The following is a 25,375-nucleotide window of genomic DNA, read 5'->3' as shown; positions in this document are numbered from 1 at the left end:
GATGTGCAATTTTTATTAAACAAATACGTAATTCAGCCGTTAACTGAATATATATGAATTGAATACCACTTTCATCAATACTAAATTAAGCGCCAAACTCTCAGTTAAAAGTTAATTAACGATAGGCATCAATAATAAAGTCGGAATGTAATATGCAAAAAGCGTTATCCTATTTCACCTTATCACTCGTTTGTTTCTTTATAAGCATTGGTACATGCTCGGCTGCCAATTGGGCGAAGCTTAATGAGAACAGCACCTCCAAATTAATGATAGACAAGCAATCTATCTTAGAAAAAGACAAACTCAAGCGTGCCTGGGTAAAAATTGAATACAAAACGATTCAAAAAAATTTAGAGTCACCAGATACCCAATATAACCTTTCAAAATTATTATGGTATTTTGATTGCCCGTCACAAAAATCTGCGGCGACACAGGTGTTCCAATACCTAAATACTGAGCTTGTACATTCCGCTGCGATTGATAATGTAAAAGACGCTCAATTTATAGAGCCTGTGCCAGAGTCGGATTTTGATCGTGTAATGCAGTATGTATGTGCCAGCCATAAGAGCGCTGACACTAAAGCTGCGACACCAACACCATCCAAAGCGCCAACTTCTGCAGAAACAAAAACTGAAGCTAACGCGAGTGCCAAACCTGCCGATGCAGAAAGTAAGCCAGTAGACAGTAAACCAGCAGAAGCAAAGCCTTCAGAAACAAAGCCTGCTGATAAATCTCCAGCTAAGCCCAGCAATAAGAAGGTAGAGGAAAGCAAAAAGCCAGCGGCTTGGAGTTACGATGGTAAAGAAGGTCCTAGTCACTGGGGGAAACTAAGTAGCGAATATTCAATGTGCGACGCTGGTAAAAGTCAATCCCCGATTGATATAGAAGAAAGCTTAGATGCCAATTTAAAACCATTAAAGTTGTTACAGAAGTTTCCAGTTAAAGAGGTATTGAAAACCAATCACTCAATACAGCTAAACTTCAAGGATGGTAATATTGTCGCGATAGACAACATGACCTTTAAGTTGAAACAGATCAACTTTCACACACCTAGCGAACACAGCATCAAAGGGAAGTCTTTTCCTTTAGAAGCACAATTTCTTCATACTGACACCAAAGGCAGTACTGCGATTGTTGCCGTTCTCTTTAGAGAGGGAAAACCGAACCCTGCATTAGAAAAAATATTAAAACAATTGCCAACCGAAAGTGAAAAACCTGCTACGCTAAAATCAAGAGTGCTTGCCAGTGAAATGATGCCAAGCAATCAAGACTACTATCGCTTTAGCGGTTCACTGACCACGCCACCTTGCACTGAGGGCATACGTTGGATTTTGATTAAAACGCCAATCACTGCTAGTAAAGCGCAAATAGAGGCATTAGCAGAAGTAGTCACATCACAAAACAATCGTCCTATACAAGCACTGAATGGTCGGCTCATTGTTGATTAAACTGATGAGACACAGCCACATCGGGGCTAAGCTGATCGGGGGGGGCTCCACAATCCTAAAATAAAAAAGCACCTAGTGGTCGCTAGGTGCTTTTTCAGTTCAAGTATTTTAAACAAAAATACTTTTCAAGACTTAACTAATCGCTTACTTTTTATCTCTTAGATTTGCTGCAATACGCATTCTCAAAGCATTAAGCTTAATAAAGCCACCTGCATCTTTTTGGTCATATGCACCTTTGTCATCTTCAAACGTTGCGATGTTAGGGTCAAATAGAGAGTTAGTTTTACTGTCACGGCCAGTCACAATCACGTTGCCTTTATAAAGCTTCACGCGCACCCAGCCGTTTACCGTTTGCTGTGTATGATCAATCAGGGTTTGTAAGGCAAGACGCTCAGGGCTCCACCAGTAACCGTTGTAAATCATGCTTGCGTAACGTGGCATTAAATCATCTTTCAAATGCGCCACTTCGCGGTCTAAAGTAATAGACTCAATCGCGCGGTGTGCTTTAAGCAAAATAGTACCGCCTGGTGTTTCATAACAACCACGTGACTTCATACCTACATAGCGGTTCTCAACTAGGTCTAAACGACCTACACCGTGTTTACCACCAATTTTGTTTAAATGCGCAAGCAAGTCGTGCGCTTTCATCGGCTGGCCATTTAAGCTTACCGGGTCACCGTTTACGTATTCAATATCTAAATATTCAGCAGCATCAGGCGCCTTTTCTGGGCTCACACTCCAACGCCACATAGAATCTTCAGCTTCTGCTGCTGGGTTTTCTAAATGACGGCCTTCATAAGAAATATGCAACAAGTTTGCATCCATGCTGTATGGGCTGCCGCCTTGTTTGTGCTTCATATCTACAGGAATACCATGTTTTTCAGCATAAGCCATCAATTTTTCACGGCTCAGTAAATCCCACTCACGCCATGGTGCGATAATTTGGATATTTGGATTTAACGCATAAGCGCCAAGCTCAAAACGCACTTGGTCATTACCCTTGCCTGTTGCGCCATGTGAAATTGCATCAGCTTTGGTATCGCGCGCAACTTCAATTAAACGCTTAGCAATAAGCGGACGCGCAATAGACGTACCTAATAAATACTCACCCTCATATACGGTGTTAGCGCGGAACATTGGGAATACAAAGTCACGTACAAACTCTTCACGCACGTCATCGATAAAAATTTCTTTTACACCCGCAGCTTTTGCTTTTGCACGTGCAGGCTCTAACTCTTCGCCCTGACCCAAATCAGCCGTGTAAGTCACAACCTCACATTTGTATTCATCTTGCAGCCATTTCAAAATAACTGAAGTATCTAAACCGCCTGAATAGGCCAACACTACTTTATTTACTTTACTCATGATCTCTTTCTATCTATAGATATTTAGCAACTCACTACCCAGTGTCAAATGTCGATGTCACTAAACACCGCCATCAACTCAAGTACGTTAGTTACTAATTAAACTTTTCCTAATAACAAATATTCCATCAATGCTTTTTGGGTGTGTAATCTATTTTCAGCTTCGTCCCACACCACGCTTTGTACACCATCAATCACATCAGCAGAGACTTCTTCACCACGATGTGCTGGCAAACAATGCATAAACAACGCATCTTTAGCGGCAACACGCATCATGTCACTATCCACTTGCCAGTCGGCAAAATCGCGCATGCGCTCTTCGTTCTCAGCTTCAAAACCCATGCTGGTCCATACGTCAGTCGTTACTAAATCCGCACCACGAGCTGCATCCATCGGGTCAGCAAACACTTCAAAGTGATCTGTACCATACAAATTAGCGCGCTCAGGCTCAACCTCATAACCCGGTGGCGTAGAAACATGTACATTGAAATCTAACAATTCAGCCGCCTGCAACCATGTATGACACATATTATTACTGTCGCCAATCCAAGCCACGGTTTTACCTTTAATCGACCCACGATGTTCGATGTATGTAAAAATATCCGCAAGAATTTGGCACGGATGATATTCATTAGTTAAGCCATTAATCACTGGTACGCGTGAGTTCGCAGCAAAGCGCTCGATAATTTCTTGCTCAAAGGTGCGAATCATCACTAAATCACTCATGCGAGAAATCACTTGTGCTGCGTCCTCTACTGGCTCACCACGACCTAACTGCGAGTCTCTGGTATTTAAGTAAATTGCAGAGCCGCCCAGTTGCTGCATACCCGCCTCAAATGACAAGCGCGTACGCGTACTGGCTTTTTCAAAAATCATCACCAATGTGCGATCTTGCAATGGCCAATACTGCTGGTAGTCCTTAAATTGGCTTTTAATCCAACGTGTACGCTCAAAGACATACTCAATCTCGTCGCGATTTAAATCATTAAATTGTAAAAAATGTTTTATTGCCATCATAGTTGGTAGCTCAAGTTTTATTAAAACTGACTACAGTTTAGTTATGTTATAAATGATTTATTGTGATAAAAATGTTTTTATTAACACAGACAAACGTTGCACTAACTCTTTTGCTTCAGCTTCATTCATGACGAGCGGAGGTAGCAAACGTACAACCTTGTCGGCTGTTACGTTAATCAGCAATTTAGCTTCCAATGCCATTTTTACTAATTCTGCGCATGGGCGATCTAACTCAATACCAATCATCATGCCAGCATTACGTACCGTCACAACACCTTGCGTACCTTTAAACTCAGCAGCAAAGCCTTCACGTATCAAATTGCCGATATTTTCAGCATTCTCACGTAACTTTTCTTCTTCAATAATATTGATAGTCGCTAAACCAGCAGCTGTCGCTAAAGGATTACCGCCAAAGGTTGAGCCATGTTTACCATAGGTAAATACATCAGCCGCTTTACCACTTGCAACACAGGCGCCAATCGGCACGCCTGAACCTAAGCCTTTAGCAAGGCTCATGACATCAGGCTTAATATTGGTATGCTGAAAAGCAAACCAAGTACCGGTGCGTGCTATACCAGTCTGCACCTCATCTAACATCAGTAACCAACCATTAGCATCACATATCTCGCGCAACTGCTCTAAATATGCACCCGCATCTTTAGGAATATTTATCCCACCCTCACCTTGTACAGGCTCAACTAGTACAGCAACAACATTTGGGTGATGTAGCGCTACTTGTTTAACAGCTTCCACATCATCATAAGGCACACGGATAAAACCGCTCACTAATGGATCAAACCCAGCTTGCACTTTGCGATTACCTGTGGCAGAAAGCGTGGCTAAAGTACGTCCGTGAAAAGACTGGTCCATCACAATAATTTCAGGGGTATTAATACCTTTGTTGTGCCCGTAGAGACGCGCTAATTTAATGGCAGCCTCATTAGCTTCACAGCCAGAGTTGCAGAAAAACACTTTATCCATGCCAGATATTTCACACAACTTATCTGCCAACGCCTCTTGTTCTGCAATATTGTAGATATTGGAAACATGAATCAACTTAGCTGCTTGTTTGGCAATCGTATCTACCAACTTTGGATGTGCATGACCTAAGCCGTTTACTGCTACACCAGCTAGTGCATCAAGGTATTGATTATTATTGTTATCCCATAGCCAAACGCCCTCACCTTTTACAAAGGTAACTGGCTGGCGCATATAGGTGTTCATTAAGTGGTCTGACATTATTATTTACTCAAATACAAATTATTAGATATGCCTAAACCCTACCCTCAGTAGATAGTAGGGAACCTACGAATAGGAAACCCGCAAAAATAAAAATCCCGCAATTCATCAATTAATGAAGAATCGCAACAACACCTTTGGTTTATTAATTAAAAAAAGATGACGATAATATTTTTATTGAAGGGCAAAGAAACTCTCACGAGAGTAGCCGAAAACCTCACTATTGGCAAGTTTTACAGCACAAAACTTATAGATAATTATATAATAATCACTTGATAAAAATAGCAATTTAGGCAAAAATCGCCATCCCTAAAATTTTAACTGCCAATCATATTTTTATATGGCATCTTTAACTTTGGTTTCCCAACAAGACACTACACCTCAACTTCCAGTCGCTTGGTATGTTGATGAAAATATTTATGCCATTGAACAAAGGCATCTGTTCGCCCATGCGCCGCATTACCTTGGGCACGAGCTAATGGTACCTAATGTTGGCGATTACCATGTACTAGACTGGATGGCACAAGCAAAAAGCTTGGTGCACCAGCAGGATGGCATTAACGCACTCAGCAATGTATGCAGACATCGCCAAGCGCTGATGCTTAAAGGCAGAGGACAAGCAAAAAATATTGTATGCCCACTGCATCGCTGGACTTATGACCTAGAGGGTAAACTATTAGGCGCTCCGCATTTCGAGCAAAACCCATGCTTGAATCTTGATAAAAAGACTTTACAAAACTGGCAAGGCCTACTGTTCGATACCAAGCGTGATATTGCAAAAGACCTTGCAAACCTTGGGTGTAAACAAGACTTTGATTTTACTGGCTATATGTTAGACCGCGTAGCGGTTGAAGAATATAACTTCAACTGGAAAACTTTTATTGAAGTATATTTGGAAGACTACCACGTTGGCCCATTTCACCCAGGCCTTAATCAGTTCGTTAACTGTGAACAGCTAAACTGGGAATTTGCTGCCAATTACAGCGTGCAAACCGTAGGCTTCAAACAATCGCTTAGCAAAGCAGGCTCGCCAACTTACCAAGCGTGGCAAGAGCAGGTAGCAAAGTACCACACAGACAAAACGCCTAAATATGGCGCAATCTGGATGGTGTACTATCCTTTCCTGATGATTGAATGGTACCCAAACGTATTAGTTGTATCACACATTATCCCGCGTGGCGTTAACGCATGCACTAATGTGGTTGAGTTTTACTATCCGGAAGATATTGGTTTATTTGAGCGCGAATATGTTGCTGCACAACAAGCGGCCTACGAGGAAACCGCAGTAGAAGATAACGACATATGCCAACGTATGCACGATGGCCGCCACGCTTTATTTGGGCAAGGCATTGATGAGCGGGGCCCATACCAGCACCCAATGGAAACAGGGATGGAGCATTTTCATCAATGGTACCGCCAACAAATGCAACAGCATATGACATCAGTTTGAGCTTGATGCCAACCAAATACCCTACATGAAAAAGACTGGCTACGCCCTACCCAACCTAGGTAGCTTATGGATGCTGGTAGCCGCCTTGGGATTTGCCATCATGGGTGCACTGGTTAAACTCGGCGCCCAAAAATTCAGTAGCGCCGAACTCGTATTCTATCGTTCATTATTCGGCTTGATATTTATCGGTTTGTTCATTTTTCAGAAAAAACTACCGCTAGCGACACCAGTCATGCACAAACAAATGTCGCGCGCTGTTGTAGGCTTCACTGCACTGATTTTATTCTTCTACGCCATCGCTCATTTACCACTAGCGACTGCTATCACACTCAACTATACCTCGCCTTTATTCTTAGCGATATTCATGCCTTTCTTCTTGCATGAAAAACCAAAAAGGACATTACTCATTGCACTAGCAATTGGTTTTGTTGGGGTAAGCTTATTATTGAAACCCACCATCAATCAATCGGAATGGTTAGCCGGTTTTTTAGGTTTATTATCAGGGATAGGTGCTGCATTAGCTTATGTACACGTCAAACAACTAGGTCAGGCCAACGAGCCTGACTGGCGCACTGTATTTTACTTTACGCTGGTTTCTTCCATCTGTGCCGGCACATGGATGCTGTTTGATCACTTTCATGCGCTGGTCTGGCGTGATTTACCTATTCTGATAGGCTTAGGTGTATCGGCCACAATTGCACAACTTGCCCTAACACGCGCTTACCGTACTGGAGATACGTTGGTTGTGGCTAGCCTTGCCTATGTCACTATTTTACTGGCAAGTATCATTGGCGTGATTTGGTGGCAGGAGCACTTAAGCTTAGATGCGTGGATTGCTATTGGCTTGATTATACTGAGCGGCATTATCAGCATACGTACCGCCCGCTAAAATTAAAGCTTAGTTGATAAAAATTGAGTTTAAAAAATGACGTAAGATCAGCTTATCGCTTTACGCCATTTTTACTAGTGATTGTTTTACTGATGGTTGATGAATACTGGGCGTATTAAATACCAAGCATACAAGCATTGGGCATCCTAAATACTAGAATACTAGGCGTCCAGCAAGCCACTACGCATTGCAATCAATGCAATCTCCGCAGAGTTATTAGCATTCAGTTTTTGCTTAATATTATACAAATGCGTACCTACTGTACGTGGGCTTAAAAATAAGGTCTCCGCAATCTCGTTAGTCGTCTTACCTTTAGCCAACGCCATAAACACCTCAAACTCACGTGGCGAGAGTACATCCACAGGGTTTTGATCGCCTGATAATTGCTGAATTGCCATTTGCTGAGCAACGCTTGCCTCTAGGTATTTTTTGCCACCAGCAACAGTACGTATTGCTTTAATCAACTCTTCGGCCGCACTACGCTTGGTAAGATACCCCATGGCACCCGCATTGAGTACTCGTTTAGGATGAACAGAATCCTCATGTGCGGATAATACGAGTATTTTCGCAGCGCTATCTTTTGCCAAGATGCGTTCTATCGCTTCCAACCCACCGATACCAGGCATCGTAATATCCATGACAACGACATTGGGTTTATGCTCAACATAGCGCTGTATTGCTAGCTCGCCACTTTCGGCTTCTGCTACCACTTTAATATCTGCGTCAGATTCAAGTAACATTTTGAATCCCATACGAACAACTGCGTGATCATCTACTAACATCACATTAATCTGGCTCATTCACTTACCTTCTCCCATTACTGGGCACATAAATTACATTAATTCGTAACACTTTCAGGTACGTTGATGCTAATTGCAGTACCTTGGCTAGGCGCCGAGGTTATAGAAAAAGTACCATGCAAAGCCTGCACTCGTTCACGCATACCAAGCAATCCAAAATGCCGGTTTTGATCTACTGCATTAATATCCATGCCTATGCCATTATCTTTAATACTTAATTGCAACTCACCATTAGACATTTTAATCAGTCGTATCTCTATTGTACTTGCCTGTGCATATTTTAATGCGTTATTCAGCGACTCTTGCACTATTCGATATAGATTGATGCTGATAGTTTCACCCAAGCTCTGTAAATTTCCTGACTGCAGATTTTCAGACAAATAAAGCTGAATATTCAGCTTTGGATGCTGCACCTGATAACTACTGACCAAGTCTTTCAACGTTTCCGCCAAACCCAAATTATCAAGTGCTCCTGGGCGCAACTGACGGACAATGTTATGCATGCCGTCATATATTTGGTTAGCTGCTGAGACAATCACCTGTGCGCTTGATGCAATTTCTGTCATCCCTGCACTAGTGCTATTTGTCTTGGCCTTATTTGCGATACTCACAGCAAAAGTTTTGATGGCAGTCACATACTGTCCAAGTTCGTCGTGAAGTTCACGCGCTAAACTACGGCGCTCTTCCTCTATATGCTTTTGAATCAAATGGGTGAGTTGCCGATTCTCTTCTAACAAACGCTCTGCAGTCAGCGATTCAGCCATGCGATTTAAGCTGTGCCCTATCGTATCAAACTCAGGCAAAGGGAAGGTAGGTAAGCGCGTTGTTAAATCACCCTGTTCTATACGATTAATCGCCCCTAAAATTCTACCAATAGGCTTTAGTGAATGGCTTAATAGTATGTAAACCAAAGTATTGAGTATGATAAAAAACCCCAGCCCTACCCACATTAATTGATTAAACCCAGCCCATGCCTCACGAATGGAGCCTGCTGCGCTAGATTTCACAACTAATCTGCCGTAGCGAATTCTACGTTCAACGGTTTCGACTTTTGGCTGTACTAGTTTCACAAACCACTGCGGCGGAACAACATCGCTTTTAAAGGTGGATTCCGGTGAGCGATACAGCTCATATCCTCGGTAATCATAAAGCGTGATGTGACTACTGCGCACATAACCCAATGAACCTAAAAACCCCTGCAATACCACATGAGTAGGCCCCATTTCAGGATTTAATGCTGAGCTGATAATCACCGTATCCAGCAACTGCACTGTGACACGACTGGCTGCCTCTACCCGCTCACGGATTGAAATACGGGTATCAGTCACTAATATAGACCCTACCACTAATATAAAGGCAAATGACAATAAGGTAATCAGTAAATTTAAACGGAAACGTAAGCTCATGAGTTGAAATCACTTGATGACATGTGTAGAGTTTAACAACTTTAATCAATTCGCTATATAGTGTTATTCATGAAAACATCATTTATATTATCTGCAGCAGAGTCCATACGTGACGCCATTCTAGACCATGAATCAGAACTGGAATCGCTAGACCGTGCAATTGGTGACGGTGACCATTACATTAATATGAAACGTGGTGCGAATGCTATTGTTGAAATGCGTTTAGAGCTTGAATCACTGACGCCAGATGCAGCACTCAATAAAATTGGCATGAAATTACTCAGCACCATTGGCGGTGCTTCAGGCCCACTTTTGGCGAGTTTCTTTATCAGCATGGCCAAAATACTTAAAGAAAAAGCAGATGACAGTACTCATAGCTATGCTGCCGCTTTTGTTGCTGGTGTAGAGGCTATTCAACAGCGCGGGAAAGCCGATTTAGGTGAAAAAACCATGCTGGATGTACTTATCCCAGTCTCAAAAGAGTTTTTAAGCTTGAGTGCATCTAATACCCATGTAAAAGAAATCTGTACAGCACTGGTACATACAGCAGAACAAGGTATGCTCTCTACAAAAGCACTGATTGCAACCAAAGGTCGTGCCGCAAGCTTAGGCGAACGTGCGATTGGGCACATAGACCCGGGTGCGAAGAGTTGTCAGTTAATGATTGAAGCCGTTTGCAAACAGCTACTATTAACGCCAAATTAAACATTGCTCAAGATTTAAAAGGTCTCAAGATGAAAAAGTTTATTAATAAAATTGACGATGTTTTAGTTGAGAGCCTAAGTGGCTTCGCTGGTGCGCATCATGATTTAGTGAAGCTGCATCTAGCCCCCAACTTTTTAACCCGTCAACAAAAAGCCTTTAATAAAGTAGCCATCATCTCTGGTGGCGGCTCTGGGCATGAACCATTACACGCAGGCTATATTGGCTATGGCATGCTAGATGCAGCCTGTCCGGGCCATGTTTTTACATCTCCCACACCAGACCAAATGTTAGCCGCAGCTGAAAGCGTGCATGCAGACAAAGGCATTTTATTTATTGTTAAAAATTATGCTGGCGATGTCATGAATTTTGAAATGGCCGCGGAGATGCTGCCATTTGAATCTGCCACTGTACTCACTAGCGACGACTGTGCTGTGATTAATAGCACTTACACCACAGGACGACGCGGTGTCGCTGGCACTGTGATTGTAGAGAAATGTGTAGGTAGCTTGGCAGAAACTGGCGCTAGTTTGCAAGCCTGCAAAACATTAGGTGACAAAGTAAATAGTCATACAGCCAGCATGGGCGTTGCCCTGACCAGTTGTACAGTGCCCGCTGCAGGACGTCCTACTTTTGACATTAACGATAACGAGCTTGAAATGGGCGTGGGTATTCACGGTGAACCTGGTCGAAAACGCGAAACCATGCGTGAAGCTGATGCCATTATTCAAGATGTCGTCGATGCCATACTCGATGCATTAAAACCAGCAAAAAATAGCGAGGCATTGTTGCTCATTAACGGTTTTGGCGCTACCCCATTAATGGAGCTGTATCTTATTTACAATACCGCGGCAAAGTTGCTCAACAATCACGGCATCAACATTACACGCTCATTAGTCGGCAACTACACCACAGCATTGGATATGGCAGGTGCATCGATTACATTATGCTTATTAGATGATGAAATTAAACAGCATTGGGATAGTCCAGTGCATACTGCGGCGCTTAGATGGGGAATGTAAAACAACATTAAAATGGCTAAAACAACCCATTAGGGTTAACCAAAACCATTAATTTAAACAATTGACTAACGCCTTTTTTCAAACCCTACCCATCATCATGGTTATATAGTATGATTGAACATAGATAAACTAAATTAATTTTAAAATGATTAAGTATTAGTTAATTACTAATCATTTAAATCAAGCCAATCCTTGCAAACTTACTGCATCAACTCATTATTGAGCAAACTAGTAACACTCACCAAAGAGCGTGATGACCTGTCTCTGCAAGTCGCACTCATTAAAACACTGTCTGACTTTATCAACTCAGCACATGTCGGTGCAACAAAATCGGTAGTTATCTACCACCTTAAAGATATAAAAAAACAAATAATTACAGTATTAACGGCTGAGAACAATCCAAACAGCGCCGTCATCTCTGCAGAGTTTAAGCAAGTCATACTTAACTGTATCCAAACAGATAGTCGTTCCACATATCAATCTGAAAACAACCATATCATTAAGCTTCACCCCCTTAGAGGTGAAATGGGACATATAGACTGTGTGATTGCAATAGATAGTGACCATGCAGATCAACACCTTGATGTGCCGATTGGCATGATATTAGAGATTTATCAGAACTTTGTTTTACTGAATAACGAGAACGAGTGCGATACGCTCACGGGCTTACTCAATCGTAAAACCTTTGATTTTAAAATCAATAAAATCCTTGCCCAGATGCATAGCAGTACAAACCGCAAAGAAGATAAAGCTGACCAGATTTACTTCTTGGCGATTTTTGACATTGACCATTTCAAAAGGATTAATGACCAATTTGGCCATTTAATCGGCGATGAAGTCTTGCTAATGTTCTCGCAGCTTATGCGTCAAAGCTTTAGAGAAACCGACCCTCTTTTCCGCTTTGGTGGCGAAGAGTTTGTTGGTTTTTTTGAATGTGGTAGCACACTTGATATTCAAAATATCTTTGAACGATTTAAACAAAAAGTCGCCAATTTCGAGTTCCCACAAGTGGGTAAAGTGACGGTAAGTGCTGGCTTTACTGAAATTTCACCGTTTGATACCTCAAGCCAGATTATAGACCGTGCAGACACAGCACTTTATTATGCAAAAAATCATGGACGTAACCGTGTAGATTCATATGAGTTATTAATCGCCAGTGGCGACTTACAAGATAATAAAAAAGAAGGCGAAATCGAGCTGTTCTAATTTGCACTCTTTACATCGTAGACAACCATGTCCTCGGTAAAATAGGCCTAAAATAGATCTTAAGTAGTTGCGGTTTATCTACTCTTTAGCTTTATGCAAGCACTTGATTCCCAAAAACTTGACGCCATAGCGCCGTGACTTTGGTAATTTCCTGAGCAATTTCTTCTGCTTTAATATTTAGCTGGGTAGCGCCTTGCAACTTAAGCATATGCTGCATATGACGATATTGCCTATAGGCATCAGCAACACTTTCAGCCAGTTCTGCATCGATGATTTTCAAAGTTGCCATGCGCTTTAGCAAGCCGATATTCCCGATATTCACAGTAAGTTCTGGGTAGCTAGGTGCGTATAACAACACCAGATACTGTACCAAAAACTCCACATCAATAATGCCGCCTACCCCATGCTTTAAATCAAACATACCTTCATGCACATGTTGTGCTTTTCGCATTCTTTCACGCATGGCCAATACTTCTGTTTTAAGGATTTCGGCATCACGCGCCTGCGTCATGACTTCTGTCTTAATTTCATCAAAAGCCTGACCAATTTTGCTATCCCCTGCAACAAAACGAGCACGCGTTAACGCTTGATGCTCCCATATCCAAGCTTTATTTAGCTGGTAATCTCTAAATGCATCTACCCTACTTACCAGTAAGCCGCTATTTCCATCTGGACGTAGTTGCAGGTCTGTTTCATATAGCAAGCCAGCCGAGGTCAGGCTGTTAAACCAGTTATTGATGCGTTGTGCAAATCGGGCATACACTTCGCTTGCCTCAGGAGATTCATCATCGTAAAGAAAGATAATATCCAAATCAGAAGCATAGCCTAACTCTTTCCCGCCTAGCTTTCCGTAGCCTATCACTGCAAAATTAGGCACGTCTAAATGCCTGCCTCGCACATTTGGCCATATGATGTCTAACGCTACGCTTAAAATTAAATCGGCAAGTGCACTTAAGTAATCTGAAATTGTTTCAAGCGGCAACTCACCATTAATGTCTTGTACCGCAAAGCGAAAGATATAAGCATGCTTAAAGTGACGCATCACATCCATTTGCCGCTCTACATCGCCAGTGAACTCAGCTAACCTTGCAAGCAACTCCTCACGCATTGCAGAAAAATCGGGAGCGGCATGTAATGTGCGTACATCTAAAAGCTCATCTAATAATATAGGATGGCTTATTAAATAATTAGTGAGCCATGGACTGCTACTACACAAGTTCACTAATAATTGCATGGCCTGCGGATGCTCAGCCAAAAGTGCTAAATAGCTTGCACGCCTGCAGATGCTTTCTAGCAGATCCATCACTCTGGTTAGCGTAATATCTGCATTCTGCATTTTTCCGGCTTGGGAGATCACATGTGGCATCACTGCATCAAAGCGTTGACGGCTCAGTTCTGGCAATTGCTTATAGCGGCTACTTTGATGCAACACACTTAAGCGACGATAAGTTTCATGCGCTTCGGTAAAACCTATGTTTTCTAATTGGCTAATTGCATCAGCCTCGCTCACAGAAGCATTCCAGATAGACTTTTCTGCATCGAGTGTATCTTCACTGCCTGCATCATCAAACGTGGCATCAAAATGCTGCTGTACCTGTGCGCGATACGCATCTAATTGATGTATAAATGCCGACCAGTTTGGATAGTTCATCGCTTTTGCGATGCGCGCCTTGGCTTCATCCGACTTTGGCAACTCTTGGGTTTGTACATCATCTACATACATTAAGCGATGCTCTAAGTTTCTTAAAAAAACATAAGCCTCGCTGAGTTCTGTCACTGTTTTTTCTGGCAGTAGGCCTTTGTTTTTTAGTAGGTTTAATACTGATAAGGTTGGTTTAATCTGCAAGCTAACATCTTGGCCGCCACGAATTAACTGGAACACCTGCGCAATAAACTCAATCTCTCGAATACCGCCCCGACCTAGCTTAATGTTATCGTGCATGCCTTTACTGTTCACATCGCGCTGAATCTGGATTTTTAAATCACGCATGCTGGCGAAGGCACCAAAATCCAAGTACTTACGGAACACAAATGGCTTTAATAGGCGGGAAACTGCATCCCCACCCGTGACTTCGCGACCTTTAATCCACGCGTAACGCTCCCACTCTCGCCCATTATTTTGATAATAATCTTCAAGCGCATCAAGATTGCACACAATGGCACCCTCTGACCCGAACGGCCTTAAGCGCATATCCACACGGAACACAAACCCATTTTCAGTAGTTTCATCAATCGCAGCAATCAACTTTTTAGCTAACCGTGAAAAGAAATCTTGATTGCTAATCGGTTTAGCGCCTTGGGTTGCCCCCTCTGACTCATATGCAAAAATCAAATCGATATCAGATGAAACATTTAGCTCACCACCGCCTAACTTACCCATACCAATCACAATAAGTTGCTGTGCTTTTCCATGCATATCTACAGGCTGACCATACACGGTAACCAACCATTGGTGTAGGTATTCAATCGCCGTATTAATCACACACTCAGCCAACATTGATGTCGTGAGCATAATCTCTTGTAAATTAGTTAAGCCGTTTAGGTCTCTCACAATCATACGTGCCATGACACGACTACGCAGTAATCTTAACGCTCGTTTCAAGCTAATTTCATCGACGACATGTTGAGCCGCTAAAAAATTTTGCATATCACTTAAAAGATAGGCTTGATGTAGATTTTGTAACAAATCTTGCAGTAAAAGCGCATCTTTTCTAAACAATCTTTCAACAAATGGGCTGCAAGTAACCGCATGTAAAACATAAGCCTCATCACTAGCAGGGGCGCGGTTTTGAGATAACAAATTATCGAGTGTTAGCATAAGATTTTTCAGGTAATATGACGTAGTTACAAAGATGTAACAACTTACTTTTAGTGGTTATCTATCTATTATTAATTAGATAACCTTGTACCAAATTATAAACGGGTCACAAAGATTTAAGGGGATTTTAAGCATGTCAATCGAATCAGTTCTTCACGAAAACCGCGTTTTTGAACCTAGTGCAGACTTTGTTAAAAAAGCCAATGTCTCAGGCATGGAAGCTTACAACAAACTCTGTGCAGAAGCTGCTGCTGATTATGAAGGTTTCTGGGCAAAGCTAGCGCGTGAATTACTGGTCTGGAACAAACCCTTCACTAAAACCCTCAATCAAGACAACGCACCCTTCTATAAATGGTTTGAAGATGGCGAGCTTAATGTTTCTGCCAACTGCTTAGATAAACACTTAAACACTATCCCGAACAAAGTCGCCATTATTTTTGAAGGTGATGATGGCAACACTAAAGAAGTCACTTATAAAGACTTGTACCATCAAGTTTGCCAGTTTGCGAATGGTTTGAAAAAGCTGAACCTCAGTGTAGGTGACCGCGTGATTATCTACTTGCCAATGGGGATTGAAGCTGTTGTCGCCATGCAAGCTTGCGCGCGCATCGGCTTGATTCACTCTGTGGTGTTTGGCGGCTTTTCTGCTAAAAGCTTAAACGAGCGCATTATTGATGCTGGCGCTAAAGCCGTCATCACTTCTGATGGTCAATTCCGTGGTGGTAAAACCTTGCCATTAAAATCAGCCGTGGACGAAGGCATAGCAATGGGCGGCTGTGAGGCCATTCAAAATGTCGTCGTGTTGAAAAAAACTGGGCTAGACATTGCATGGAACAGCAACAACATTTGGTGGCACGACTTGATTGCCGATGTTGCCAACACATGTGAACCAATGATGGTGAGTGCAGAGCACCCACTATTTTTACTCTACACATCAGGCTCTACTGGTAAACCAAAAGGCGTACAACACAGTTCCGCTGGCTACTTGCTACATGCCATGAATACCATGCGCTGGACCTTTGATATTCATGAAAACGATGTATTCTGGTGTACGGCCGATGTAGGCTGGATTACAGGCCACACTTATGTAGCTTACGGTCCGCTTGCCATGGGTGCAACACAAATCATTTTTGAAGGCATCCCCACTTACCCAAATGCTGGCCGCTTCTGGCAAATGATAGAAAAACACAAAGTTTCTATCTTTTACACTGCGCCGACTGCAATCCGCTCACTAATTAAAGCTTCTGAAACCACCCCAGAAGTAGCCCCAAAAAACTACAACCTATCTAGCTTACGTTTACTAGGTTCAGTAGGTGAGCCAATCAACCCGGAAGCATGGATGTGGTACTTTGAACAAGTCGGTGGAAGCCGCTGCCCTATTGCTGATACGTTCTGGCAGACTGAAACAGGCGGTCATGTGATTACCCCGCTACCAGGTGCGACTGCACTGGTACCTGGCTCATGTACGCTACCTTTCCCTGGTATTGATATTGACGTGGTAGACGAAACAGGTAAAGACGTGCCTTGGGGCACAGGTGGCTTATTGGTGATTAAAAAGCCATGGCCATCTATGATACGTACTATCTACAACGACCCAGAACGCTACAAAACCAGCTACTACCCAGTGGACCTAGGCGGTAAGATTTACCTTGCAGGTGACGGCGCGATTCGCGATGCAAAAACAGGTAACTTCACCATCATGGGCCGTATTGATGACGTACTCAACGTATCTGGCCACCGCTTAGGTACGATGGAGATTGAATCTGCACTCGTTGCTAACCCGCTAGTGGCAGAAGCCGCTGTCGTAGGCAAACCGCATGATGTGAAAGGTGAGTCTGTAGTTGCCTATGTTGTACTAAAAGGTGCCCGCCCAGAAGGTGAAGCCGCGAAAAAAATCGTCGCAGAACTACGCGAATGGGTAGGCAAAGAAATTGGCCCAATTGCCAAACCAGATGAAATCCGCTTTGGTGACAACTTACCGAAAACTCGCTCAGGAAAAATCATGCGTAGGTTGTTACGTACACTAGCAAGAGGTGAAGAAATTACTTCGGATATTTCAACCCTAGACAACCCAGCTATCTTGGAGCAGTTAAAGGAAGTAGTGAAATAAAAGAAATAGGCGGATGCTTTACTCTATCCGCCTATCATAATAATGATAGCGTTATCGCTTTTGAACTGTCGTAATCACTATTGGCTGTTAATTACTTAGATGTACTTTTTAGCAGAAAAATAAGCAGATGAAAGTACTAACCTCATAAGAATTAATAACTTAATAAAAATAATGATTTAAATTCACATTTAACATCACTAAGATATACACCTAATTCGGTGTCTACTTCACGTTAGGAGTTATTTTTTAGCATGGATACATTTCTTAAACCCGAAATACTAATACCAATTGCTCTCAACTTTATTTTAGCTATCACTACTGTATTCTACCTTTTAGAAACCAGGACCTCTAGAAAAGCAATAGTTAATCAATTCGAGATAGCGCAAAGACAACACTTTGTATCAACAACCCCCTTTATATATGCAGGCACTTTGAAAAGAGTCGACGACTCAGAGGATTTATCATTAAGTTTAGTAAATCCGGGGGATAAGCTAGCTCGTGATGTTTCTTGTATTCTTTATGAACATGAGAAAAAAACATTTCGCTACCCTAAAACAACAAAGGTTGTAATTAAGCCAAATGAAAGTTCCTCCATTACTATAAATACATCTCCATACACTGCAAATGAGGTTATATCTCGACTCGAAAAGTTCTACGACACAAATACAGGAATTGACAGTCATCTTGTAACCACGCCCAAAACATCATATATTCTACTTATGTTTACTGATATTGAGGGGTCAGTATATTCAGTTAAGGCTTTTTTTACCTGGGACGAAGAAGACAAATTTTCTCGTCAACGGTCAAAATTTCAAAAATTAAATGACCCACGCAACTCCTAACCCATTCACCAAGCAGGACTGTGGACTAAAACACGCCCCTTGTATATCTTAATAATTGAAACGTTTGGCAACTCTGACGACTGGTCACTGGTACTGATATGAGACTACTCTTTTTCCTAATATTGACGATAATAACGGATAGTTTACATGCATCAGATACACCATTATCTGGTACATATAGCAATATAAGAAATAAGGACACGGGCGGATATACCACTACGATGAAAAACAAAATAAATCTAGTGGTAACAGTCAATGATAAAGGGCAGCAATTTTTTATCCAATGCTTTAATACTGAAAAACCAGGTTTTGGGGTTATCACAACCTTCAAACAACCTCAGACAACCGTAAAAATAAAAGCTGGACCAGAGTGCCCGGCAACAGAGATTCAAATAGAACTTGATTATGAGGGTGCCGTTTTTCGTATAGAAAATGGCTGGGGTTATCTCCCACGTGGTGATATTTACGTTCCGATTGAAGACTGACAATCATTTAACAATTTGCTTATTGCCACGTAACCCTGCGGTCAAGCACAACGCCGAAAATACGTGGCGTCCTTTAATTTTCGTTAGGTGCTTATGAAACTGATTGGTTTAGCAATCAAATGGCTGTGGTGGCTTGGTGTGCTATACATCCCTGCCGCACTTCACAATTTAGAGCGGCAGTTCATGGATAGTATTGGCTGCCCTCCTGTCGGTGACTGCTATGTCCCTGGGTCTGAGATGCTCATTAATTTTGATATTTTGATTATTGGGCTAGCGCTATACCTCTGGCCTGTATCCGTTTGGTTCCTTGGCGAACGTTATGCATTTGGTGCTGTGCGTTCATTTGTTCGTAAACGCTTAACTCATCATTCAAGTGTGACGAACAGCGCCCCCTATGTGAAATATTAGCCACAATGCGTATTGCCCTTGCTTGCTTGATAGTAGCCCTTGTCGTGGGAGTAGTGCCAAAGGCATTTGCTTTTGGGTACATCGCTCCAGAAGCGATAGAAGCTGGTGTGGCCGAATGCGCAGAGAAGAATCTCAAAATGTTTAGCTGTGCGAGAGGAATTGAGCAAAAGGAACTCTCAGCTAGGAGCAAGGTGGTTAGCCGCTCAGGTTACACATTGCTGATTCGCTTGGAGAAGAAGGTCGTTTCGCTTGTGGACTATCCAACAGAAAGTGGAGATAGCGCAATTTGGTACAGCTATCTTGGCTACAGCCGGAAGCTCAATAGCCATATCATCCATGTTCAATACTATGAAGGTGACAGTTATATGGTTATCCATCATCACTCCGGTCAACAGGTGTTTCCATCTGGCTTTCCGTTGGCATCTCCTGACGGGAAGCACTTTCTGTCAATTTCTAATGACATGTTCGCTGGCTATCGCCCAAACAATGTCGAAATTTGGCAGGTGGGCTTGAGTGATTTTCACCGAATAGCAAACTACGAGCCCGAGTGGGGCCCGCATGATGGAGGTTGGGAAAGCGCTAACCATGCGCTAGTCAAAAAGCAGTGTTATGCAGCAGCGGAAACTAATCCTACTGGTCTCAAACCGTGTGGCGTTGCGCAAGTTAAACACTCAGGTTCCACATGGATGCTCATAGAATAATTATGCCTACCTCTGCGCTACGCTTGGTACTTTGCGTGCAGTGCAGCACAGCGTGCTTGACCTTGAACGTTAGGAGTCAAGATGAACACCATTACTAGCTTTCCTCCTATCACAGAAAAATCAGCCAAAATCCTCATCTTGGGCAGTATGCCAGGCGCACTTTCACTTAACGCTAACCAATATTATGCTCACCCGCGCAACGCATTTTGGCGTATTATGGGTAGCCTCTATGGTTTTGATGCTGAATCAGCTTATGAATATAGAGTTGAGAGATTAACCGAATCTGGTGTTGCAGTTTGGGATGTTTTGCATACTTGTGTACGTGCTGGTAGCTTAGATAGTGCGATTGAAAGTAGGTCGCAGATAGCGAATGACTTTCAGTTGTTTTTCAAACAACACCCAAATATCAAGCTCGTTGGATTTAACGGTGAAAAAGCAGAAAAGAGCTTTAACAAGTTATGTTTACCACTGCTCAATATAAGCGATATCAACTTTGTCCGCCTACCCTCTTCAAGCCCTGCACATACACTGCCTTTAGCGCAGAAGGTTGCAGCATGGCGCAAGGCGCTTGAGGCATAATATTGATGCTGTCATTATCATCACCTTAACTAGATTCCCGCCTGCGCGGGAATGACGGGGGTGAAAATTAAAAATTAAGGATATTTGAAGAATAACTACAGAAGAGATAAGCTTGAATAATAACGGCTTTAAAGCCTACCTTTAGAGCCGTTACCATCAGCTTGATTTGTTATCTAGCTGATATTGCTTGGTGTGATAAGCTAAGTTTGAATACTTAACTTACCCTAAACAATACACTACTGAGCACGCCACCAAAACACTAGTTTGCTATGTTTGCTTTTACTGATGGTGACCCATTGTGTTTTAGCTTCACCTTTATACTCAGCACTCACGAAGTATTTGCCTTGTGGCAAATTCGCCAAAAAGTATGGTCCTTCTGTGGCAATTTCTAATACATTATTTTTATTAACATCCTGAATCTGTAGACTAACTTCTGACAGGTATTCTTCTAAAGTACCAGCTTTCTCTACAAAGACGATTTCTAATGCGTAATTTTTAGCATTTTGACGCATGGCGACGGACTCTGCCCTGCCTATGCCGCCGGATAAATAGGTCACATCACCGACAGTGACAGGACTCACTGCGCTCATATCAGGCTCTGCGGAATCTTCAGGGATGATTTCTTCAGGTACGTCTGTGTATGCTAGTGTCACCATTGAGATTGATAACCCTAGCACAACGATAATAGTAGTAACGATGTGCTTTAAATGTTGCATTGGTATTCTCCTTATTGTTATTAAGCTACTTATTTATTAAATCACTTAAAACTGATAGCCTGTTATATCACGTATAGATAATCACTGTCTGTTTTCTCCATCGCTTAAGAAAAAAGATTGCCTCCATTACCAGAGGCAATCATGGTGCATGCTGACTTGAGCAGCACAATGAAAGCTTACATATTAGAGCATTGAATATTGCGGCTCAACTGGACGAAAGATAACTCTTAAATAATGTCGATCAAAGTGCTCAATCTCATTAAAAAACAATGCGCATGCAATATGTACGCCGCGCATATTAATCACATCAAAGCTATACCCGATGTGTGAGAGGAAGCGTAAGTTAGGATTAATTTTTCCGCCTTGTATGATCACCATATCAGCTAATTGCGGGAAAAATGTAGATATGTGTCGCCACTTGAGCTTGTCTAACGAACAACCTAGCAACTCAATAGCAGCGTTACTGCAACTTCTAATCATACCGTTTTCATAAATGGTTAATACTGGCAGATTTAAACCAACATCTTCATGATGAGGGATATTATTTAATAGATTATTGGCAATCATGCCTTTAATTTGACGTGTGGTTGATGAGGTATTCATTGCACCACCTCTGCTTCCGCCTCCAACCAATCCTGTATTTCATGTCCTGGCTCAAACCCTCTGGATTCTGCTTTGTAATAGGCTGTTACCGCAATGTGCAGTAATTTATCATCAATCGCACTGCTTGACCCAGTCGGCTGCTGCAACTTACGAGAACGCGCTGTTTTGATGGCTGGAGCGACTGAAGCTAATGAATCTTTTGGTTTTTTACCTTTAATGGTTGTTGTTTCAAGCACCATGAATACCTCCTCATTGATAAATTGAAAAAAACAGAAGCTCCGTTTGACTCGACATTACGTCATCGGCTACCAATTTGGAACCACTGAGATTGAGGTGACAATTTACCTTGAATGATGAAATCCGTACATGAGGGCTAACCCTTATATCAACAAAATAATATTGATAAAAGATGTTAAAAAATGCTAGGCGCCTTTAAAAAATGACCCCACAAAACAACTGCAGACCTAACAACTGCTTAGCTGTTAGGTAAAAACCATCAATTAATGACTAATCGCACATGCAGTATACAGCCATATACATATCATGCTTTTTGAGCATCCATTATTTAGTCAACCGTAATATCTCACTTGCAATTTTACTAAACGCATCATCACACTGCGCAATTGTTGCTGCTGAAACATAAATACCAGTGGGTTGTGCTACATTGTAATGAGTAGAGTCAGTAGTATTTGCCACCCGCTTGAGAATGGTAACCCCAACCTCACTGTTAGTGCTACACCCACCGCTAAAGCTGGTTTCTGGGTTATTAACAGCCGACCCTAACGCTGCGGAGTGTACATAAATACCTTGGTTGCGTGCTGTGTTAGCAGCATTTTCAACCATGTTTCTTGCAGCCTTATTAACATTGCACCGCGTATTGGCAATGGGGCTACCGGTTAAGGTCCGCACATTATTATAGCTAGCAAGTGGAATATCTCCCACACCGGTAATATTAAAACCGGTACTCCTCAACACATCGATATTATTGTAAGTCGCGCGCAGCGTATCGCGCCTATCTTCACGATACAATTGCGTTGCACGCCCAGTTGCAGCGCCGTTTGTTTCAGACTCTAAATCACCGACTACCGGGTTGGGCGTGCCAGATAGGCGATCAAAGGTTGCGGGTAAGGCATTTGGCGCACCATCACTAAAAAACACAATGACTCGCAAGCTAGAACGAATCGATGCGGGAATTGCGTTAATCTCATTAAGCGCTCTGCGCATGCCTTCTGCAGAACCTGTCCAGCCGCTAGAGGTAAATGCATCAATCGCGTTGTTCATCTGGGTCTTGCTGAACCCTCTTGTTGCATCTTTGTTGATTGGCACATCTAGTACCGCACCAGATGCAAAGCTCACTAAACCTAGCCTATCCCCACCAGGGCCTTCAATAAACTTATTCACAAAAGAGTTTTTTGCACAATTTTTCAGCCCAGTCATCGCTGAGCCAATGGATCCAGAAGTATCCATGACTAATACAATATCAACATCTCGCCGAATCACCTCACTAGCAGCGTTAAGATCTAATTCGTCCTGACCAACCACTCGCATAAATGTTGTTGGCATATTAGCAGTAGCGGTAACATTGACCTGCCAGTAACCGTCGCTTTTATGCACAGCCGTGGTACTAAGTGATGTAGGTGTTGAGCCCAAGTAATCATTGGGGAAATTACCATTAAAGAATTTTTGTGCGGCGACTTGTGCATTAGCGATACGCTCGGCATCATCATCGCCTACGGTTAAACCTCTTGCTGCTGCAATCGCAGCAGCATCCACAGCAGCACTTAGCTTAGCTTTTACACCATAGCCACGACCTGAATCTACCGCAAGACCAACCATACCAATCAGCACAACAAGCGCCATCGCGACAATAATCGCAACTTGACCTTTGTTATCATGTGGATAATAGCGTTTCATATTACCTCCTACAGCTGGCCGTGTGTTACAGCACCGTCAGCGAATAAAGTTTCGGTCCTGTTTGCATCACATAATTGACGATCACGTTATAGTCATAAAGCGTTTCTACTGCATAAACTTCCTCACCGTCACTGAGTGTCATCGGAATAGTGGCACTAGCGCTCCCTGGAACAAAAGTGCAAGTGCCACTACCGTTCCATCCTGCGGCGCAAGACCATACTTTGCTTGTGAGCGCTGCAGCACCAGCGACAGCTCTAGTCTGAGACTGCACCTTAGGAAAGGTTGTACAGAAAGCTGGCGGTGCATCCACACAGGTTGGCACTACTTTTCTGCCTATAATGCGCGTGATGAATATGCGCCCTCGGGTACTCATCACCAAAGGGTCTGCAGTAACGTTTAATGCGCGAATGATATCTTGAGGTAAGGCACTAGTTCTGGACGCTAAGTTAGCCCCCTCACGACTCATCGCCACAAGAATGTTGTTAAATTGAATAGCGCGTGCGTAGTCAATCACACCAAACACTAACATTAAGAGCAAAGGTAAAAGTATTGCCAGTTCGATGAGGCTCTGCCCATGCGATACTATTTTAATTTTATAGCTAGAATAGTGAATCATTTGAATGCCTCGTTTCTCATCGCTGCACTGACAGAAAAATGATAATTACCATCAGTAAAAGTACTTGTGCCTAACAGCCCCAACAACTGAGTAAACGGAGTTATTAACGGAAGCGTACAGTTAATATGCGTGACAACAATTTGCTGAGCGGCTCCACAACCACTCCCTATGTTGACGACATTTCCAGCAGCATCGACCGTTTTAAAGGTTACCACCGGTGAAACACGATCATAAAATCCCATCGAGTTATCTTCAGTATATTGAACAACTCTGTCACACCGCTCTTGTATAGGGTCAGGCTGAGTTGGATCAAAGCCTGCCACTGCCGCAAAACGCGCACCTTCTCGCACTGCATGCTGCATGCTCAAATTTCCCCAAAAAAGATAGCCGAACTCTATGATTGAGAACAGTACGGTAAAGAACATGACCGCTACTAGCGCAAACTCAACTAGCGCCGCCCCTTTCTCTTTAATGTTCATAGCATCATCCTTTTTGTATGGTTAACTTGTGATGCAAGGCTCTGTATTAAAAAGTGAAACATGCATGGCAACAAATCACCAATTTATGATTTAAGACCTCTCGGCTTTAGATTATCTAAGCGTTAACAAATCATCTAAGGCTGGACCCATTGAGCATATGCTCATCAATTGATAAAACGCTAATCTCCTTTATTAAGGCGCCATTAGATTCAACATGCGCTGAAAATATTGCTAATGGGCAACTTTCCAGCGTGTGTTGAATATACAGCACATTGATGACTACTCCTGTGTTGCAGCAGGCGCTGCTGCTGGAGGCGCACCTGTTTGTATAGCCTCAATTTTATCGTTAATTAACAGCAGCTCCGTTTGTGTCATGTACGTTAAATCATTCGTACGAGTAACCCCAACAATTGCGACGACTAATGCTAGCAATGCAATAATGAACGTTGCTGCAATCCAGAGCCCTTGTCTATCTGGTTCAATAATATTATCCATATTAGCCATTTCACACTCCCTTAAATTAAAGAATTAAAAATTAAACAACTCACCGACCTACTACTC

25 protein-coding genes are annotated in these 25,375 nt (G+C 42.5%); 12 read left to right on the top strand and 13 right to left on the bottom strand.

What is annotated here, in order from left to right:
- Positions 1–152: 152 nt before the first annotated feature.
- Entirely contained in the window at positions 153–1,448 is a 1,296-nt protein-coding gene (locus FG24_RS08940; protein ID WP_051901497.1) for a carbonic anhydrase, read from the top strand.
- A 144-nt stretch (positions 1,449–1,592) separates the two neighbouring features.
- Here FG24_RS08940 and FG24_RS08935 read toward each other — a convergent pair whose 3' ends face one another.
- The 3 genes from FG24_RS08935 to FG24_RS08925 all read right to left on the bottom strand — a co-directional run bounded on the left by FG24_RS08935 (position 1,593) and on the right by FG24_RS08925 (position 5,068).
- Positions 1,593–2,813, bottom strand: a complete 1,221-nt coding sequence (locus tag FG24_RS08935) for an argininosuccinate synthase (RefSeq protein WP_036302690.1) — start codon at positions 2,811–2,813, stop codon at positions 1,593–1,595.
- 98 nt (positions 2,814–2,911) lie between these two features.
- The gene (gene argF / locus FG24_RS08930) at positions 2,912–3,826 is read right to left on the bottom strand and encodes an ornithine carbamoyltransferase (protein WP_036304162.1); all 915 of its coding nucleotides are present in this window, start codon (positions 3,824–3,826) and stop codon (positions 2,912–2,914) included.
- 60 nt (positions 3,827–3,886) lie between these two features.
- Positions 3,887–5,068: an aspartate aminotransferase family protein gene (locus FG24_RS08925; RefSeq protein WP_036302688.1), complete on the bottom strand. Its 1,182-nt coding sequence runs from the start codon at positions 5,066–5,068 to the stop codon at positions 3,887–3,889.
- A 340-nt stretch (positions 5,069–5,408) separates the two neighbouring features.
- Between FG24_RS08925 and FG24_RS08920 the strand changes: the two genes are divergently transcribed.
- Positions 5,409–6,518: an aromatic ring-hydroxylating oxygenase subunit alpha gene (locus tag FG24_RS08920; protein ID WP_036302686.1), complete on the top strand. Its 1,110-nt coding sequence runs from the start codon at positions 5,409–5,411 to the stop codon at positions 6,516–6,518.
- Positions 6,519–6,543: 25 nt separating this feature from the next.
- Positions 6,544–7,407, top strand: a complete 864-nt coding sequence (locus FG24_RS08915) for a DMT family transporter (RefSeq protein WP_036302684.1) — start codon at positions 6,544–6,546, stop codon at positions 7,405–7,407.
- 161 nt (positions 7,408–7,568) lie between these two features.
- Here the strand turns inward: FG24_RS08915 and FG24_RS08910 are convergent, their stop codons facing one another.
- Both FG24_RS08910 and FG24_RS08905 read right to left on the bottom strand, forming a co-directional pair.
- Entirely contained in the window at positions 7,569–8,207 is a 639-nt protein-coding gene (locus FG24_RS08910) for a response regulator (RefSeq protein ID WP_036302682.1), read from the bottom strand.
- Positions 8,208–8,245: 38 nt separating this feature from the next.
- On the bottom strand, positions 8,246–9,613 hold the full coding sequence (locus tag FG24_RS08905; RefSeq protein WP_036302680.1) for a HAMP domain-containing sensor histidine kinase: 1,368 nt from the start codon (positions 9,611–9,613) through the stop codon (positions 8,246–8,248).
- Between the two features lie 69 nt (positions 9,614–9,682).
- On the opposite strand from FG24_RS08905, the gene dhaL reads away from it, so the two are divergent.
- The 3 genes from dhaL (at position 9,683) to FG24_RS08890 (ending at position 12,543) form a co-directional block, all read left to right on the top strand.
- Positions 9,683–10,318: a dihydroxyacetone kinase subunit DhaL gene (gene dhaL / locus FG24_RS08900; RefSeq protein WP_036302678.1), complete on the top strand. Its 636-nt coding sequence runs from the start codon at positions 9,683–9,685 to the stop codon at positions 10,316–10,318.
- A gap of 29 nt (positions 10,319–10,347) precedes the next feature.
- On the top strand, positions 10,348–11,337 hold the full coding sequence (gene dhaK, locus FG24_RS08895) for a dihydroxyacetone kinase subunit DhaK (protein ID WP_036304160.1): 990 nt from the start codon (positions 10,348–10,350) through the stop codon (positions 11,335–11,337).
- Between the two features lie 219 nt (positions 11,338–11,556).
- Complete coding sequence (locus FG24_RS08890; protein WP_051901586.1) at positions 11,557–12,543, top strand: GGDEF domain-containing protein; 987 nt, start codon at positions 11,557–11,559, stop codon at positions 12,541–12,543.
- Positions 12,544–12,634: 91 nt separating this feature from the next.
- Here the strand turns inward: FG24_RS08890 and glnE are convergent, their stop codons facing one another.
- Positions 12,635–15,361: a bifunctional [glutamate--ammonia ligase]-adenylyl-L-tyrosine phosphorylase/[glutamate--ammonia-ligase] adenylyltransferase gene (glnE, locus tag FG24_RS08885; protein ID WP_036302676.1), complete on the bottom strand. Its 2,727-nt coding sequence runs from the start codon at positions 15,359–15,361 to the stop codon at positions 12,635–12,637.
- A gap of 133 nt (positions 15,362–15,494) precedes the next feature.
- On the opposite strand from glnE, the gene acs reads away from it, so the two are divergent.
- The 6 genes from acs to FG24_RS08855 all read left to right on the top strand — a co-directional run bounded on the left by acs (position 15,495) and on the right by FG24_RS08855 (position 20,486).
- Positions 15,495–17,471, top strand: coding sequence for an acetate--CoA ligase (gene acs, locus FG24_RS08880; RefSeq protein WP_036302674.1), 1,977 nt, complete (start codon positions 15,495–15,497; stop codon positions 17,469–17,471).
- A 251-nt stretch (positions 17,472–17,722) separates the two neighbouring features.
- The gene (locus FG24_RS08875) at positions 17,723–18,313 is read left to right on the top strand and encodes a hypothetical protein (protein ID WP_036302672.1); all 591 of its coding nucleotides are present in this window, start codon (positions 17,723–17,725) and stop codon (positions 18,311–18,313) included.
- 221 nt (positions 18,314–18,534) lie between these two features.
- A complete protein-coding gene (locus tag FG24_RS08870; RefSeq protein ID WP_152553400.1) occupies positions 18,535–18,798 on the top strand; it encodes a hypothetical protein in 264 nt (87 codons plus the stop codon).
- 93 nt (positions 18,799–18,891) lie between these two features.
- On the top strand, positions 18,892–19,206 hold the full coding sequence (locus FG24_RS08865) for a hypothetical protein (RefSeq protein ID WP_036302668.1): 315 nt from the start codon (positions 18,892–18,894) through the stop codon (positions 19,204–19,206).
- A gap of 5 nt (positions 19,207–19,211) precedes the next feature.
- Positions 19,212–19,907: a hypothetical protein gene (locus tag FG24_RS08860; protein WP_036302666.1), complete on the top strand. Its 696-nt coding sequence runs from the start codon at positions 19,212–19,214 to the stop codon at positions 19,905–19,907.
- Positions 19,908–19,988: 81 nt separating this feature from the next.
- On the top strand, positions 19,989–20,486 hold the full coding sequence (locus tag FG24_RS08855; RefSeq protein WP_081880969.1) for a DNA-deoxyinosine glycosylase: 498 nt from the start codon (positions 19,989–19,991) through the stop codon (positions 20,484–20,486).
- A gap of 236 nt (positions 20,487–20,722) precedes the next feature.
- On the opposite strand, the gene FG24_RS08850 is transcribed toward FG24_RS08855, so the two are convergent.
- The 7 genes from FG24_RS08850 to FG24_RS08820 form a co-directional block, all read right to left on the bottom strand.
- Positions 20,723–21,202 carry a hypothetical protein gene (locus tag FG24_RS08850; RefSeq protein WP_036302664.1) on the bottom strand — a complete coding sequence of 160 codons (480 nt, stop codon included), beginning with the start codon at positions 21,200–21,202 and terminating at the stop codon, positions 20,723–20,725.
- 183 nt (positions 21,203–21,385) lie between these two features.
- The gene (locus tag FG24_RS08845) at positions 21,386–21,805 is read right to left on the bottom strand and encodes a hypothetical protein (RefSeq protein WP_036302662.1); all 420 of its coding nucleotides are present in this window, start codon (positions 21,803–21,805) and stop codon (positions 21,386–21,388) included.
- Complete coding sequence (locus tag FG24_RS08840; protein ID WP_036302659.1) at positions 21,802–22,044, bottom strand: DUF2934 domain-containing protein; 243 nt, start codon at positions 22,042–22,044, stop codon at positions 21,802–21,804. Before FG24_RS08840 ends, FG24_RS08845 begins: the two co-directional genes overlap by 4 nt.
- 322 nt (positions 22,045–22,366) lie before the next feature.
- Entirely contained in the window at positions 22,367–23,719 is a 1,353-nt protein-coding gene (locus tag FG24_RS08835) for a vWA domain-containing protein (protein ID WP_036302657.1), read from the bottom strand.
- Positions 23,720–23,744: 25 nt separating this feature from the next.
- On the bottom strand, positions 23,745–24,335 hold the full coding sequence (locus FG24_RS08830; protein ID WP_051901496.1) for a TadE/TadG family type IV pilus assembly protein: 591 nt from the start codon (positions 24,333–24,335) through the stop codon (positions 23,745–23,747).
- On the bottom strand, positions 24,332–24,814 hold the full coding sequence (locus tag FG24_RS08825) for a TadE/TadG family type IV pilus assembly protein (RefSeq protein ID WP_036302655.1): 483 nt from the start codon (positions 24,812–24,814) through the stop codon (positions 24,332–24,334). Before FG24_RS08825 ends, FG24_RS08830 begins: the two co-directional genes overlap by 4 nt.
- A gap of 279 nt (positions 24,815–25,093) precedes the next feature.
- Positions 25,094–25,318, bottom strand: coding sequence for a hypothetical protein (locus FG24_RS08820; RefSeq protein WP_036302653.1), 225 nt, complete (start codon positions 25,316–25,318; stop codon positions 25,094–25,096).
- Positions 25,319–25,375: the final 57 nt, after the last annotated feature.

Origin of the sequence: Methylotenera sp. L2L1 (assembly GCF_000744605.1) — a bacterium.
Taxonomy (GTDB): Bacteria; Pseudomonadota; Gammaproteobacteria; order Burkholderiales; family Methylophilaceae; genus Methylotenera.
Note: the sequence above shows the minus strand (reverse complement) of the source record. Positions and strands in the feature narration are given on the sequence as shown.